Below are 13696 nucleotides of genomic sequence, written 5' to 3' on the forward strand. Positions count from 1 at the left end.
AAACTCTCATGTCTCGAAAGAGTTTCCGACGCGGAGCCGCCACGGTGGAGTTCGCTCTCTCCGTGCCGCTCCTCGTCATGATCCTGATGTTCAGCATGTACCTGACGGAGTTGGTCCGGGCGAAGCTGAAGCTCCAGGAGATGGCCCACTACGCCGTCTGGGAGATGACCAGCTACACGCTCTCCGACTTCGCCAAGGCCGACCACGATGCCGCGTTCGAGGATGCGCGGCAGGAGGCGCACAAGGAGCTCATCGAGCGCTTCAAGGACATGGACTCGGTGGAGCCCAACGGGCCCGCGGGATCGTTCATCGCGCGCTACAGCTCGGTGCAGGGAACCATCACCAACAAGGAGATTCCCTTCCTCGAGTCCGGGATGCTGGGCAATCCCGGCAGCACGGGCGAGGGCGGCAGCCTGGGCAGCGGGGTGATCAACATGCTCAACCGCGGCGCTGGCGCGGTGCTGAACGGCTGGGGCTTCAACAACAAGGGATGGGTGGAGTCCGAAGTCACGATGAACTTCGACAACGTCATCATCCCCCGCAGCTACCTCGACGAGAACTCCGGTCCTGGAGGCTTCTTCAAGTCGGACACCACCGGAGGCCATGACCTGTCGAGTCTCCCCATGCGCTCGAAGTTCTCGATGTACGCCAACGGCTGGCACATGCCGGACGGCGGCGACGCCATCGTCCGGGACCGGCGGGCAGGCAACCACCGAGGGGGAAGCGACCCTCACGGCATGCATGCCCAGGTGGAGCGGATGGTGTTCCTCGGCCTGACGAAGGCCCTGGATGGAGCCGTCGGCGGCGTGCTCGACTTCCTGGGGAGCATCCTGCCGAACTTCTTCGGCACCTATGTCGTCGCGCGAAACTACGGTATCGATCCCCAGCAGAAGGGGGACTGCAACGGTCTGACAGGCTATGACGGCCCGGCCAGCAGCGGCCTGCATGCGATGCGGGGCCTGCTCGACCACGACCGCCCGGACTGTTTCGACACGGCTCCGTTCCGCGACGAGATGACCTACGGCGACAGCAACTACATCAAGCTGTTCCTGGCGCGTGGCCCGCACTTCATGGGGTGCAAGAAGGCCATGGCCGACGACCCGTCGGATCCGGACGCCACCCAAGAGGCGACGAACAAGGATGAGCAGGACAACAAGATTCGCTGTGAGCAATAAGGTGGCCCGCCGGCTCCTGCTCGGTTTCGCGCTCCTGGCCGTGTGGCCCGCGCTCGCCGAGCAGGAGGTGCCCGTGTATCCGGGCACCATCCACACGCGCATCGGCAACGACCTCATCATCGGAGGCGAGTACTACCGGCTCGCCTACTTCACGACGACCGACCCCATGAAGAAGGTGGTCGCGTACTTCGCGCAGAAGTGGCGCGACGAGGGCTACCCCACCGTGGTGGAGGGAGACCTGGAGGAAGAGGCCGTGGTCTCCGCCCTCTTCACCCGCGAGGGCCTGCAGCGAGGTGTGGTGTTGCGCACGCACCTGGGCAAGACGGTGGGCTTCACGGCGCTGAGGGACATGTGGACCCGTCCGCCGAAGTCTCCTCCGTCCGGCCTGCTGAAGTTGGAGGGCACGCTCTACAGCCAGGACCTGGCGACGCGGGACGACCCGGGTGGTTCGCAGAACCGCACTTCATTGGTTGCGGGGGACCTGTCGGACGTGCAGCAGCGGGTGGGCACGGAGCTGACGCGCCAGGGCTTCGAGCCGGTGCGCAGCACGGTGACGAAGCTGGGGGGCGGCACGCAACTGACGATGGAGCACGCGCGCAAGGGCGAGCAGGTGATGACGACCATCTCCCAGGTGGACGAGGGCATGTCGTCCGTCATGCAGACGTGGGTGGGCACGGACCGTCCGGACGGGGTGCCCAACGACGAGGCGGTGCGCAAGAGCCGCGAAGCGTGGGAGCGGGAGCAGAAGGCGAAGCCGGCGAAGGGAGCGGGGAAATGAGGGCGTCGTGGGCGGTCATCGCGGTGATGCTCATGGCCGCGCCCGCGCGCGCGGAGGAGAACCCCGCGGCGCGTGAGGTCATGTCCCATATGGCCCGGGGCGCTCGCAGCGCGCGCGTGGGCGACTGGGTGACGTACCGCTTCGACGGCGGCGCGGGCGGGATGCGCATCTACTACTGGCGCATGGCGGTGGTGGGGGAGGAGAAGGACAAGGAGGGCCGGGACGCGGTGTGGGTGGAGATGGAGGCGGGCATGCATCCGTCCATGAAGTCGCCGCTCATGCAGATGCGCATGCTGGTTGCTCGCGAGGGCGAGCAGATTCGCTATGACGCCATCTCCCGGCTCTTCGTCGGTGGGCCCACGGACCGTCCCCAGGAGTACTCGCAAGAGGCGCTGGACCACGTCCTGAAGACGATGGACCAGGAGGAGAAGGACAACAAGGTGCCAGACCCCGAGGACGCAAAGGTCGTCCTGCCGGCGGGGGTCAAGCCCGTGTTGCGCACCGGCAAGGAGACGCGGGTGATGACGCTCGCGGGGACCGTGACAGTTGTTCCGGTGGAGCTGGTGATGAAGAAGACCGTCGTCAAGCGGATGTGGATCAGCCGCGAGATTCCGTTGATGCAGTTGGCGAAGATGGAGATTCCGGGCATCGCCCATTCGATGGAGGTGGCGGAGTACGGTATCGACGCCAAGCCGCGGATGGTGCTACCGCCCCCCTCCGCGCCCAAGGTCCGCCTGGAGTACGCTGACCGCATCTTCCCGGACCTGCCAGGGATGGACGCCCCCAAGGAACCCGCCGATTCGGAGAACGCCCCATGAGCTTCCCCAAGACGCAGCGCCTGCGCGCCTCCCGACGTGGGCAGGCGATGGTCGAATACTCCATCCTGAACTGGGTGCTGGTCGTCGCGCTCGTCATCGGCGCGTCGGTCAAGGTCCGCTGGACGGATGACGTCCAGTCGAACGTCATCGACCTGTTCATGCGCTCGTACCAGATCTACTACGACTCCTTTTATTTCGTCCTGAACCTGCCGTTCCCGTGACGACCCGGAGCGAAGTGGGGGCGCCGTCGCCCCTGGGGTTGCGGCTGCTGCACGCGGCCGTGTTCCTCGCCATGGCGGGGGGCGTCGTGTACGTCGCGGTCCCCGAGTGGCGGCACATCGCCCAGGTGCTGGGCCAGTCGTTCCATTCGGGCCCGCTGCCGCGCTGGACGCTGCTCGCGGGTTCCGTGTTGGCGGTGGTGAGCGGACTGCGCCTCGTCTGGGGGCTGGTGCGGGGGACGTCCGCGCCGCTCTGGGCCTCGGCCGTCGCGTTGCTGTCCGTGGTCGGCGCGGTCGGGGCGGGGGATGGACGCTCGCTCAAGGAGACGCGCTCGGAAGAGGCGACGAACCTGTCCCTCCTGCGGGTGGCTCGGCGGGTCCATCTGTCGATGGTGCAGGAACTCCAGGCCCACGGCGAGACGCCCACCGATGAGGAATCCTGGCGCAAGGCGCTCGTGGTGGCCGGTCCCAACAACGAGCAACTGCGCACGCGCGAGTTCCGCGCCGTGCCCGTCCAGATTGTGTGGCTCGAGTCGGAGGAGTCGCGTCCCTCGCCACTCATTCCCAACACGCTGTGGGTGCACGTGACGCCGGACGGAATCGGCTTCAGCCTCCGCCCGGTGGGGCTCCGAGCGGGTGAGCCCGCGCTGCTTCAAGACGACCGCGCGCGGGAATTGGTGCTGCGCGGCCTCTACAACCCGGACCTGCCTCCGATGCGGGAGCCCGCCGCGTCGCCCATCGAGCAGCTGTCTCCTTCGCCAACTCCCTGACACGTCGGGTGCACGCCGGTGTTGCCGACGACCCGGGACTCAGCCAGTCTCGGTCCACCTCATGACGCGGTGGCCCAGGGCCGGAGGGGTCGCTTTCGCATCAACGACGAGGACAAGGAGCGCGCAATGGCGCATGCGGCCTGGAAGTGGGTGGTCGTCGCGGCGGCGGTAGGGGCAGGGGTGCTGGCTTGCAGTGACGACGATGACGGCGGCGGAGGCGGGACGGACGGCGGCCCCATCACCTTCGATGCGGGGGTGAACAAGCAGCGGCCCGGCTTCGGTGAGGACCCGGGGTCTCCCGTGGGCACCACCTTCGCATTCCCTCCGGGCGTGGAGATCGCCGGAGAGCTGTACGGCGCGAATGACTCCACCAAGGACTGTGGCAACGGCGTGGCGCCGGTGGGCACGGGTCCCGCGGTGCTGGTCTGCGTGCCGCTGCGAAACAACACCGGCGCCCCCGTGCTGATGACCTTCGAGCCGGGCCTCGTCATGATGAACACGGCGCCCAGCCGAATCCAGAACGGCATGTTGATGGACCGCGTGCTCATCAACCTCCCTCCCACGGGCATCGGGCCGGGCGGCATCGACGCGGGCACGGACGGTGGCACCGAGGAAGAGGTCTACGTGGTGCCCTTCCACCTCTACTGCCTCAACCAGGAGCGGGCCCCCTCCGAGCAGGATGGCACCTTCGCGTTCGGCCCCGTCTCCACGGACCCGGACATCCAGGAGCTGCTGCGGCTGCTGAGAGGGAAGACCATCGACAACGAGGACGAAGCCAACGTCGTCCAGGACGCCATTTACAGCATCACCGAATACAACGGGTTGACCGACGAGGACCGCAAGGCGCTCGCGGGCCTCTGACGCAACCGCTGAATTCGACAGGGATGGCGCGGGATTCGGTGCTGTCGCGGGAGGTGGTTTTGACACCTGCTGTATCGCACGGCTAACATCCCGCGCCATCGGCGCCAAGGTGCGCCTTTCTAGATTTCTACACCCTCGAACGCCTTCGCCGCCGAACGGCGCCCCCCCGTTTTGGAGGTTCCTGAATCATGCTGAAGGGCAAGACCCCGCTCGTCGTCGCGCTCGTACTCGGCCTTCTGGCCGGCGTCATCGCGTACTCCGCCATCAAGAAGAAGGAAGCGGACGTGCGCCGCGGCTGGAACCTGGTACCCGTGGTGGTTGCGGCCCAGGACGTCCCCGAAGGCACCGTCATCTCCTTCGAGATGATCTCTCAACGTTCGGTGCCGGAGCAGTTCGTCACCTCGTCGGTGGTTCGTCCGGACTCGGCCTCCTACGTCGTGAACCAGAAGGTCCTCGTGGCGCTGCAGGCGGGTGACCCGCTGCTGTGGAGCCAGTTCGAGACGACCAAGGCCGCCGAGCGCCTGTCCTCGAAGGTGCAGAAGAAGATGCGCGCGATGACCATCGAGGCGAAGAACACCACCGCCGTCGGCGGCTGGATTCGCCCCAACGACCACGTGGACATCATCGGCACGTTCCGCGACCCGCAGACCGACGAGAACGTCGGCGTGACGCTGCTGCAGAACATCATCGTGGTGGCGACCGGAAAGATCACCGGTACCACCAACGTCAACCTCATCCCGGAAGGCCAGCGCGACTACAACAACGTGTCGCTGATGGTGCTGCCGGAAGAGGCGGAAATCCTCGTGCTGGCCGCGGAACTGGGCGCTCTGACGCTCAGCTTGCGCAACGAGGACGACGTGGACCTCATCGAGGAGCGCGGCCGCGCCACCATCAGCACCCTGCTGTCCGGTGAGCGTACCCGCGTGCTGGAAGCCAAGCGCCGGGAGATCATCCAGATCATCAAGGGCGGCAGCGAGAAAGCCGCCGCCGCTGGCGCCCAGTAGTCGGCGCCACGCCGCCCTCACCCCCAGGGAAGCGCGCCCATGCTTGCCGGAATCGTCCTCCTCCTCGTCACAGGCTCTGTCTTCTTCTTCAGCCTGGTGATCTTCAGCGTCCTCTCGAAGGCGTACGAGCAGTACCAGGAGCGCTATGTCGCCAAGTCGATGAACGACTTGAGCGACATGTTCCTCTTCATCGATGCGCGCCAGATGTTGGTGCTCAACATCGCGTGCATGTGCTTGCTGGGCATCCTGACCTACATCATCTTCAACCCCATCCTGGCCGTCGTGGCCACGGTGTTCGGCTTCTTCCTGCCGATGCTGATGGTCAAGCACTACCGCAAGCGGCGCATCAAGAAGTTCAACGTCCAGCTGGTGGACGCGCTGCAGGCGATGGCCAACGCGTTCAAGGCAGGTCTCACCTTCCCGCAGGCCATCGAACACGTGGCGCGCGAGGCGATGGCGCCGCTGTCGCAGGAGTTCGGCCTGTTCGTGAAGGAAGTGAAGCTGGGTGTGCCGTTGGAGGAGGCGCTCATCAACATGGGCCGCCGCGTGGGCAGCGACGACCTGGAGCTGGTCGTGGTGTCCACCAACATCGCGCGTCAGCTGGGCGGCAACATGGCGGAGATGTTCGAGACCATCTCCACCGTGATTCGCGAGCGCTTCCGCCTGGAAGGCAAGATCGACGCCCTCACCTCGCAGGGCAAGCTGCAGGGGTGGATCGTGGCGGCCATGCCCGGCGTGCTGGGCATGGTGCTCAACTACATGCGGCCGGACTTGATGGAGCCCATGATGAACCACTTCTTCGGGTGGATCCTCGTGGTGATCATCGCGATCATGGAAGTGCTCGGCATCCTCATCATCCGCCGCATCGTCAACATCGATATCTGAGGGGTGCTCCGTGGACATCCTGACGCAAGTGTTGGTCGGCAGCTCCGCGCTGCTCTTCGCGGGAGCCATCGGCTTCCTCGGAATCGGCCTGTACCAGGTGCTCTTCGAGCGCTTCCTGTCGGAAGTGCGCGACGAGTCCCAGGGCGGCATGAAGGGCTTCGGCTCGGTGGCCATCCGCCGCCTGGGTGCCATGAACCGCCGCTTCATCTGGCCGAGCTACGAGGCGAAGTCGCGCCGCAACCTCATCAAGGCCGGTGAGCCCCAGGGCTACAAGCCCGAGGACATGATGGCGCTGCAGGAGGTGAGCGCCGTGGTGGGCCTGCTGATGGGCCTGTTCATCCTGAACGGCACCGGGCAGAACCTGGTCTGGTCCCTCCTGTTCCTGCTCTTCGGGATGTACTACCCGATGCTCTGGCTGAACGACCAGGTGAAGAAGCGCCACCTGCTCATCAGCCGCGCGCTGCCGTACAACCTGGACCTCCTGACGCTGTCGGTGGAGGCGGGTCTGGACTTCACCGCCGCGCTGGCCAAGGTGGTGGAGAAGGGCAAGGCGGGTCCGCTTCGCGAGGAGCTGCAGCTGGTGCTCAAGCAGCTCAAGATGGGCAAGACGCGCGAAGAAGGCCTCAAGAGCATGATTGTGCGCGTGGACCTGCCGTCGCTGACGACGTTCGTCACGGCGCTCATCCAGGCGGACAAGATGGGAACGAGCCTGGGCAAGGTGCTGCGCATCCAGTCCACGCAGATGCGCATCGACCGCACGCAGCGCGCGGAGAAGCTGGCTGGCGAGGCCCCGGTGAAGATGCTCTTCCCGCTCATCGCCTGCATCTTCCCGACGGTGTTCATGGTGCTCTTCGGGCCCATCGTGTTCCAGTTCTTCTTCGGTGAGCTCGCGGGGGGATAGTCCTCTGCCGATTCTCCTCTCCATCACCAAGGGGCTCCAGCAGGGAAGGGAGCTCGTCTTCGAGCAGGCCGAGGTGAACATCGGTCGCACGCCGGAGAACGACCTGGTGCTGCACGACCATGGCGTCTCCCGGCTGCACGCCCGCATCGTCATGCGCGGCGGGCAGTACTTCACGCAGGACATGGGCAGCTCCAACGGCACGGCGCTCAACGGCAGCCGGCTGCTGGGCGAGCAGCTCCTGCGTGACGGAGACCGCATCGGCGTGGGCCCGGTGGAGTTCACCTTCCTTTGGGTGCCTCCGGACGGGGACGAGGACGCCACGCGTCCCATCCGCCGCAACGCGCCCGCGCCACCGCCTCCCGGTGGCCTGGATCAGCAGTACCTCCCCACCGGCGAGGTTCCCCTCATCGCGCCCGTCGCCCCGCGCCAGGCCCCGGTGCTGGTCGAGGACGCGCCAGCGGTGTCTCCGCCCAGCGGCAAGCGGCCCCTCGTCGCGCCCGTGGCGCCACGCCCGCCGCCACCGGTGCTGGCGGATGAGTTCCCAGCGCTGCCACCGCCCAGCGGCAAGCGCCCCCTCGTCGCACCCGTGGCGCCCCCCAGCCTTCCGTTCATGGAGGCCCTGGCGGAGGAGCGCACCGAGGTGGCCTTCACCGGCGAGCGCCCCGTGGTGGTTCCGACCCTCCTTCCGCTCATGGACTCGCAGCCGGAGGAGCGCACCGAGGTGGCCCTGCCCCTCCGGGTGCCACCCATCGCCACCGCCATGCCTCCGGGGCTCATCGAGCTTCCGACCGAGGAGCGAGAAGAGCGCACGGAGCTGGCGCTACCCACGCTCCCCGACCTGGGCCTCCTGGACGAGCCGACCCTGGATGATGCCACCCGGCCGATTCGGACCCGCGCTCCAGGAGCCCCGGCCTTCGCCCTCTCGGCCCTGGCCGTCGCGCCAGCCCCCGGGACGTCGCCGCTCGCCGCGGAGTCCACGACGAAGGTCTCGCCCGCACCCGCTCCCACGGGGCCGAGCGCCGCGGACCGGGCCCGTCAGCGGCGGGAACTCGCGAGCTCTCGCGGCGGACGGCTCCTGCTCTGGTGGCGAGGGCTGCCGCTGGCCCGCAAGCTCCTGACGAGCACGGTGACGCTCTTCGTGCTGGGGCTGGCGGGCAGTGCGCTGGCCTTCGTCTTCCTGCCGGGCGGCCTGGCGGCGGGTGGACCCGGTTCGGAGCCCCTGAGCCTGGGCGTCGAGAACGTCCCCGACTCGTTCGGCCTGGGCGAGGGCGTGCGCTGGGAGCGCACAGACCAGAAGTCCTTCGACTTCCAGTTCGTCGCGCCCACCCGCGCCGTGGCCCTGCTGCACTACCAGGCCAGCGGAATCTCCAAGGAGGAGGTGTCCCTGGCGCTCAACGGGGTGAACCTCGGCTGGGTCCCTCCGGATACCACCACCACCGCCGAGCGCGAGCTGGAGCACATCCTCCCCGCCAATACGCTCAAGCGCGGGGCGCTCAACAGCTTCGTCTTCGACAACGTTCGCAACCCTCCCGGAAATGAGACGTGGCGGGTCTGGAACCTGCGGCTGGAGGTCATCCCCGTGCCGGAGCTTCCCCCCGAGCAGCTGCTCTCACAGGCGCGGGAGTATGCCTCCACGGGCCGGCGGTTCTTCGACACCAAGGGCGTGGGCGCGGAGAACCTCTTCCGGGCCTGGCAGCAGTTCCGCTTCGCCTGGCTCACCCTGGAGGCCCTGGACACCAAGCCGGACCTCTACCAGGACGTCCGCTACCAGCTGTCCCAGGTCTCCGCCGAGCTGGACCACCAATGCGCTCAGCTCATGCTGGAATTCCAACGGAGTGTGCAGTTCCGGAGCGCGAGGAAGGCCCGGGCGGCGCTGCAAGAAGTGAGCAGACGCTTCCCTACCACCGAGCATCGCTGCCACAATCTTGCCCAGGAAAAGGCGTTCGAGCACGAGCTCTGAGCTGGTGCTCTTTTTTCAGGAAGTCGGTGATTCGCCATGTCGAACGGTTCCCCTCCTGCTCGTCGCAGGCCTCCTTCCGGGACGCCCTCGGGCGGGACAGGAGCTCGCCCCGCTGCTCGCAGGACGTCTCCTGTTTCCGCTGCCCGCGCCCCCGGGGCGGCCACCCCTCGACTCATCTGCGTCGCGGGGCCCAAGTCAGGTGAGGAGTTCTCGCTGGAGGATGGCGAGTACGTCATCGGTCGCGCCGCGGACAACCCCATCTGCATCCCCGACACCTCCGTGTCGCGCAAGCACGTCATGGTGCGCAAGGCGGGTGCGGGCTGGATGGTGAGCGACCTGGGCTCCGGCAACGGGACGCTCGTCAATGGCGAGGCCATTGGCGAGGAGACGCCCCTGGCCAACGGCGATGTCATCACCCTGGGCGACACGGAGCTGCGCTTCGAGGACGTGGTCAACTCCACGATGATGGTCGCCACCCCGTCGCGGGGGCGGACGTCGAGTGCCTCCTCCGCCGGTTCCGGGAGCCGGGGATCATCGCCGGCCCGGCCGCCTCCGCGGGTGGAGGGCGGTCGCGTGCGCAGCGCGCGCTCTTCGGCGATGGCGCCGCCCGACCCCGAGGTCCAGCGCAAGAAGATGCGGCTGAAGCTGCTCGCAGGCGGCGTGGTGGTGGTGCTCTTCGCCGGCCTGGGCATCGCGCGCATGCGCGTGGTGAAGGAGCAGGAGGCGATTCTCGTCCGCAAGGGCGAGCAGGACGCCGTCCGCAAGGAGCTGAGCACCATCTTCCAGGACGCGAAGAACCTGGTGCGCGAAGGCAAGTGGGTGGAGGCCAAGGCGAAGCTGGAGGAGCTGGCCGCCTCCGCTCCCGACTACCCTGGCGTGAAGGACTATCTCCAGCACGCCGAGCGCGAGATTCCTGTCCAGGAGCGCCTCACGGAGGCGCGCACCGCGCTCGCCAGGAACGAGCTGGGCAAGGCCTCCGCGGCGCTGGGCAAGGCCGGTGAGAGCCAGTTCCTCTACGAGCAGGTCAGCGCGGCGAAGCGGGAGCTGTCGGAGTTGGCCGACAAGCGCACGCGCGAGGCGAGGGCCGCGCTGGATGGCAACCAGCTGGACTCCTCCAAGGCCATCACCGACGACGTCCTCAAGGCCTTCCCGGAGCACCGCGACGCCAAGATCATCAACGAGCAGGCGGCGCAGGCCATCACCGTTCGCGACACGCCCCGGGTGATTCCCACCGGCCCCGCCCCCAAGCCCTGGGAGCCCGCCGTCGAGCGCTTCCGCGACGGCGATATGTCCGGCGCCGTGGCCATCCTCAACGCGTGCATGTCGAAGAACCCGCAGTGCAAGAAGCTGCTCGCGCAGATGTCGGAGTTCAGCACGCTCTACAAGCGCCTGGAGGACCTGGAGGCGAAGGGGCTGCAGAAGCTGCTGTCGCTCGACAAGGACATCACCGATGGGCGCACCAGCAAGATGGCGCGCAACGCGGGCACTCGCGCGGCGACCATCTTCTACAAGAGCGCCAGCTCCGCGAAGGCCTCCGGCCAGTGGGCCCGCGCCATGGAGTTCGCGCGGCGCACGTTGCAGGCCGACCCGGGCCACGCGGGCGCGGCGAACATCATCAGCGAGTTGAAGACGAAGGGGCGGGAGCTCTACCTCCTGGCCTACTCCCTGAAGGACGGCAGCCCCGAGGACGCGCTGCCCAAGTTCAAGGACGTGGTGGCCATGACGCCTCCGGATGACGAGTACCACGACAAGGCGAAGTCCTGGGTCGAGAAGCTCTCGCGATGAAGAAGCGCAAGGGCGCGGGCGGCGAGTCACCGCCGCCCGTCACGTCGGGTTCTCAGTGGGACTTGTTCGGAGCCACTCCCGCGTCCTCCACCGCCGCGCCACCGTCGGAGCCGCGCGTGGTGGCCCTGCCGAGGAAGGCGCCTCCACCGCCTCCTCCGGTGGACGCGGACGGCACGGGGCTCTTGGGGCCGTTGGAGGGTGTGCCCGCCGCGCCGCCCAAGCCCGAGCGCTCGGTGCTTTCGGTGGCCGAGCTCACGCGTCAGCTCAAACAGACGTTGGAGTCCCGCTTCGCGCGTGTGCTGGTTCGCGGTGAGGTGACGGGCTTTCGCGGCGCCAACGCGCGAGGTCATTGGTACTTCTCGCTGAAGGACTCCGTCGCCTCCATCGACGCCAAGGTGTGGGCCTCGATGGCGGGGAGGATGCGCTTCGCGCTGCGCGACGGCATGGAGGTGCTGGCCGAGGGCAGCGTCGACCTGTACGAGCCGCAGGGACGCTACAGCCTCATCGTCTCGCGGCTGGAGCCGGTGGGGGAGGGCGCGCTGGCGCTCGCCTTCGAACAGCTCAAGGCGCGACTGGCGGCCGAGGGGCTCATCGGCGACCGCCGCGTGAGGCCCCCGCGTCCGTTGCCGTTCCTGCCCCAGCGCATCGGCGTGGTGACGAGCCGCACGGGCGCGGCGCTCCAGGACTTCTTGCGCGTGCTGCACTCGCGCAACCCCCGGCTGAGCGTGCTCCTGGCGGACGCGCGCGTGCAGGGCGAGGGCTCCGCGCCGGAGGTGGCCCGGGCGATTGCCCGACTGGCTCGCACCGACGTGGACGTCATCGTGGTGACGCGCGGCGGTGGCTCGGTGGAGGACCTCTGGACCTTCAACGAGGAGGAGGTGGCGCGCGCCATCTTCGCCTCGCCGGTACCGGTGGTGTCGGCCATCGGCCACGAGATTGACTTCACCATCTCCGACTTCGTGGCGGACTGGCGGGCGGCGACCCCCAGCGCGGCGGCGGAGCGACTGGCGCCGGTGCTCGCGGACCTGGAGCTGTCGCTGGCCACCCAGGCGGGGCGGCTGCGCCGGGCCATGGAACGCCGGGTGCTGGAGCTGCGCGAGCGACAGGGTCAGCTCGCCTCCCGGCTGGATGATCCGCGGCGGGCGCTCAACCATCAGCGGCTGCACCTGTCCGAACAGGTGGAAGCGATGATGCGCGTGCTGCGGCCCGCCGTGCGCGAGCGCCGTGAGTCGCTGCGCGCGCTGACGGAGCGCCTGCAGCGCTCGCGGCCCCAGGCCCGGCTGAGCGAGCAGCGGGCACATCTGCTGAAGCTGGCCATGCGACTGTCGGAGGCGGCGCGCGCGGGCATGGCGACGCGGCAGGCGACGCTGGCGACGGCGCGACTCGGGTTGGAGCGGGCCTCGCCGACGGCGCTCATCTCGCGAGAGCATGCCCGGCTGGCGGCGCACCAGGCACGCCTGCGGGCGCTTCAGCAGGGGACGCTGGCGGAAGCGCAGAGGCGTTTCCAGCGTCTGGAAGGGCGACTGGACGCGATGAGCCCGCTGAAGGTGATGTCGCGTGGCTACTCGGTGGTGTTCCGTCAGCGAGACGGCGGGGTGGTGCGCTCCGCCGCGGATGTCGAGGTGGGAGAGCGCCTGGGCATAAAACTCGCGGCGAATGGGGCGAAGACGCTGGGCGGATGTGAAGAAGTCGAAGCCACTGTCACGTCGGTAAAAGGGCCGGTGGACTGCTAACGGGCCACCCTCTAGAGTCCCGCGCCCCGAACGGGGAGGTGGAAGGCTGTGGCGAAGGCGGACAAGGCGTCCAAGGCGGACAAGGCGGCGGAGGGCGAGGTTCCCGGGCAGTACGGGGACGTCGTGTCCCGGCTCGAGGAGACGGTGGGCCGGCTGGAGAGCGGCAATCTGTCGTTGGAGGACTCTCTCAAGGCGTTCGAGGAAGGCATCCGGCTGGTACGCCGGGGTGAGAAGCTGCTGACCGAGGCGGAGCAGCGCATCGAACAGTTGCTCCAGGATGAGGACGGCAACGACGTGGTGGCGCCGCTGTCCGTGGCTGCCCGTCCCGCCGCCCAGGCGGCCCCCCGGGCGCCTGCCCCCCGACCTCCCCCCGAGGATGACGTCCCGTTCTAGTTCGTGCGGGACGCGCACACCGGCATGTCGAAGCCGAAGATCACCATCGTCGACGATGACCGCGACACGCGGGAATTGCTCGCGGCGGCCCTCGAGGACGAGGGCTTCGAGGTCACGCTCGCGGCCAACGGCCTGCGGCTCATCGCCTCGCTGCAGCTCCACCGCCCGCAAGCCATCCTCCTGGACGTGAACATGTCCTGGATTGACGGCTTCGAGCTGTGCAAGGCGGTGAAGAAGAACGAGCACTTCCGGGACATCCCCATCATCTTCATCAGCGGGCGGGGAGACTCCGACGACAAGCGGCGAGGTCGCGAGGTCGGCGCCGCGGACTACTTCGTCAAGCCCCTGGATACGGAGAAGCTCGTCCGGCGCATTCGGGAGCTGGTGACTCCACCGGCTCCCTAGTATTCCAGCA

General features: G+C 67.9%; 14 protein-coding genes. All 14 read left to right on the plus strand.

Translation table 11 applies throughout. From position 1 onward, the window contains the following. Nucleotides 1-8: 8 nt before the first annotated feature. The 14 genes from HUA78_RS37435 (at nucleotide 9) to HUA78_RS37500 (ending at nucleotide 13686) form a co-directional block, all read left to right on the plus strand. Entirely contained in the window at nucleotides 9-1175 is a 1167-nt protein-coding gene (locus HUA78_RS37435) for a TadE/TadG family type IV pilus assembly protein (protein ID WP_246137631.1), read from the plus strand. Next, the gene (locus HUA78_RS37440) at nucleotides 1165-1953 is read left to right on the plus strand and encodes a hypothetical protein (RefSeq protein ID WP_246137630.1); all 789 of its coding nucleotides are present in this window, start codon (nucleotides 1165-1167) and stop codon (nucleotides 1951-1953) included. The genes HUA78_RS37435 and HUA78_RS37440 overlap by 11 nt, the downstream gene beginning before the upstream one ends. Next, on the plus strand, nucleotides 1950-2771 hold the full coding sequence (locus tag HUA78_RS37445; RefSeq protein WP_174455846.1) for a hypothetical protein: 822 nt from the start codon (nucleotides 1950-1952) through the stop codon (nucleotides 2769-2771). Before HUA78_RS37440 ends, HUA78_RS37445 begins: the two co-directional genes overlap by 4 nt. Then, nucleotides 2768-2992 carry a hypothetical protein gene (locus HUA78_RS37450; RefSeq protein ID WP_141647169.1) on the plus strand — a complete coding sequence of 75 codons (225 nt, stop codon included), beginning with the start codon at nucleotides 2768-2770 and terminating at the stop codon, nucleotides 2990-2992. Before HUA78_RS37445 ends, HUA78_RS37450 begins: the two co-directional genes overlap by 4 nt. After that, nucleotides 2989-3759, plus strand: coding sequence for a hypothetical protein (locus tag HUA78_RS37455; RefSeq protein WP_174478356.1), 771 nt, complete (start codon nucleotides 2989-2991; stop codon nucleotides 3757-3759). The genes HUA78_RS37450 and HUA78_RS37455 overlap by 4 nt, the downstream gene beginning before the upstream one ends. Nucleotides 3760-3885: 126 nt before the next feature. After that, nucleotides 3886-4620: a hypothetical protein gene (locus HUA78_RS37460; protein ID WP_174467616.1), complete on the plus strand. Its 735-nt coding sequence runs from the start codon at nucleotides 3886-3888 to the stop codon at nucleotides 4618-4620. Between the two features lie 188 nt (nucleotides 4621-4808). Continuing rightward, a complete protein-coding gene (gene cpaB / locus HUA78_RS37465) occupies nucleotides 4809-5624 on the plus strand; it encodes a Flp pilus assembly protein CpaB (protein WP_141647166.1) in 816 nt (271 codons plus the stop codon). A gap of 39 nt (nucleotides 5625-5663) precedes the next feature. Further along, nucleotides 5664-6509, plus strand: coding sequence for a type II secretion system F family protein (locus HUA78_RS37470; protein WP_141647165.1), 846 nt, complete (start codon nucleotides 5664-5666; stop codon nucleotides 6507-6509). A gap of 10 nt (nucleotides 6510-6519) precedes the next feature. Then, entirely contained in the window at nucleotides 6520-7410 is an 891-nt protein-coding gene (locus HUA78_RS37475; protein WP_141647164.1) for a type II secretion system F family protein, read from the plus strand. After that, nucleotides 7391-9370 (plus strand): FHA domain-containing protein, encoded by a 1980-nt coding sequence (locus HUA78_RS46885; protein WP_371745752.1) that lies wholly within the window; start codon nucleotides 7391-7393, stop codon nucleotides 9368-9370. The genes HUA78_RS37475 and HUA78_RS46885 overlap by 20 nt, the downstream gene beginning before the upstream one ends. A 36-nt stretch (nucleotides 9371-9406) precedes the next feature. Continuing rightward, nucleotides 9407-11155, plus strand: coding sequence for an FHA domain-containing protein (locus HUA78_RS37485; protein ID WP_174478357.1), 1749 nt, complete (start codon nucleotides 9407-9409; stop codon nucleotides 11153-11155). Next, on the plus strand, nucleotides 11152-12888 hold the full coding sequence (xseA, locus tag HUA78_RS37490) for an exodeoxyribonuclease VII large subunit (protein WP_174478358.1): 1737 nt from the start codon (nucleotides 11152-11154) through the stop codon (nucleotides 12886-12888). Before HUA78_RS37485 ends, xseA begins: the two co-directional genes overlap by 4 nt. Nucleotides 12889-12936: 48 nt before the next feature. Beyond that, nucleotides 12937-13281 (plus strand): exodeoxyribonuclease VII small subunit, encoded by a 345-nt coding sequence (gene xseB, locus HUA78_RS37495; protein WP_174455842.1) that lies wholly within the window; start codon nucleotides 12937-12939, stop codon nucleotides 13279-13281. Nucleotides 13282-13305: 24 nt separating this feature from the next. Beyond that, a complete protein-coding gene (locus tag HUA78_RS37500; protein ID WP_141648425.1) occupies nucleotides 13306-13686 on the plus strand; it encodes a PleD family two-component system response regulator in 381 nt (126 codons plus the stop codon). Nucleotides 13687-13696 lie beyond the last annotated feature (10 nt).

This window comes from Myxococcus sp. CA033 (assembly GCF_013336625.1).
Taxonomy (GTDB): domain Bacteria; phylum Myxococcota; class Myxococcia; order Myxococcales; family Myxococcaceae; genus Myxococcus; species Myxococcus llanfairpwllgwyngyllgogerychwyrndrobwllllantysiliogogogochensis.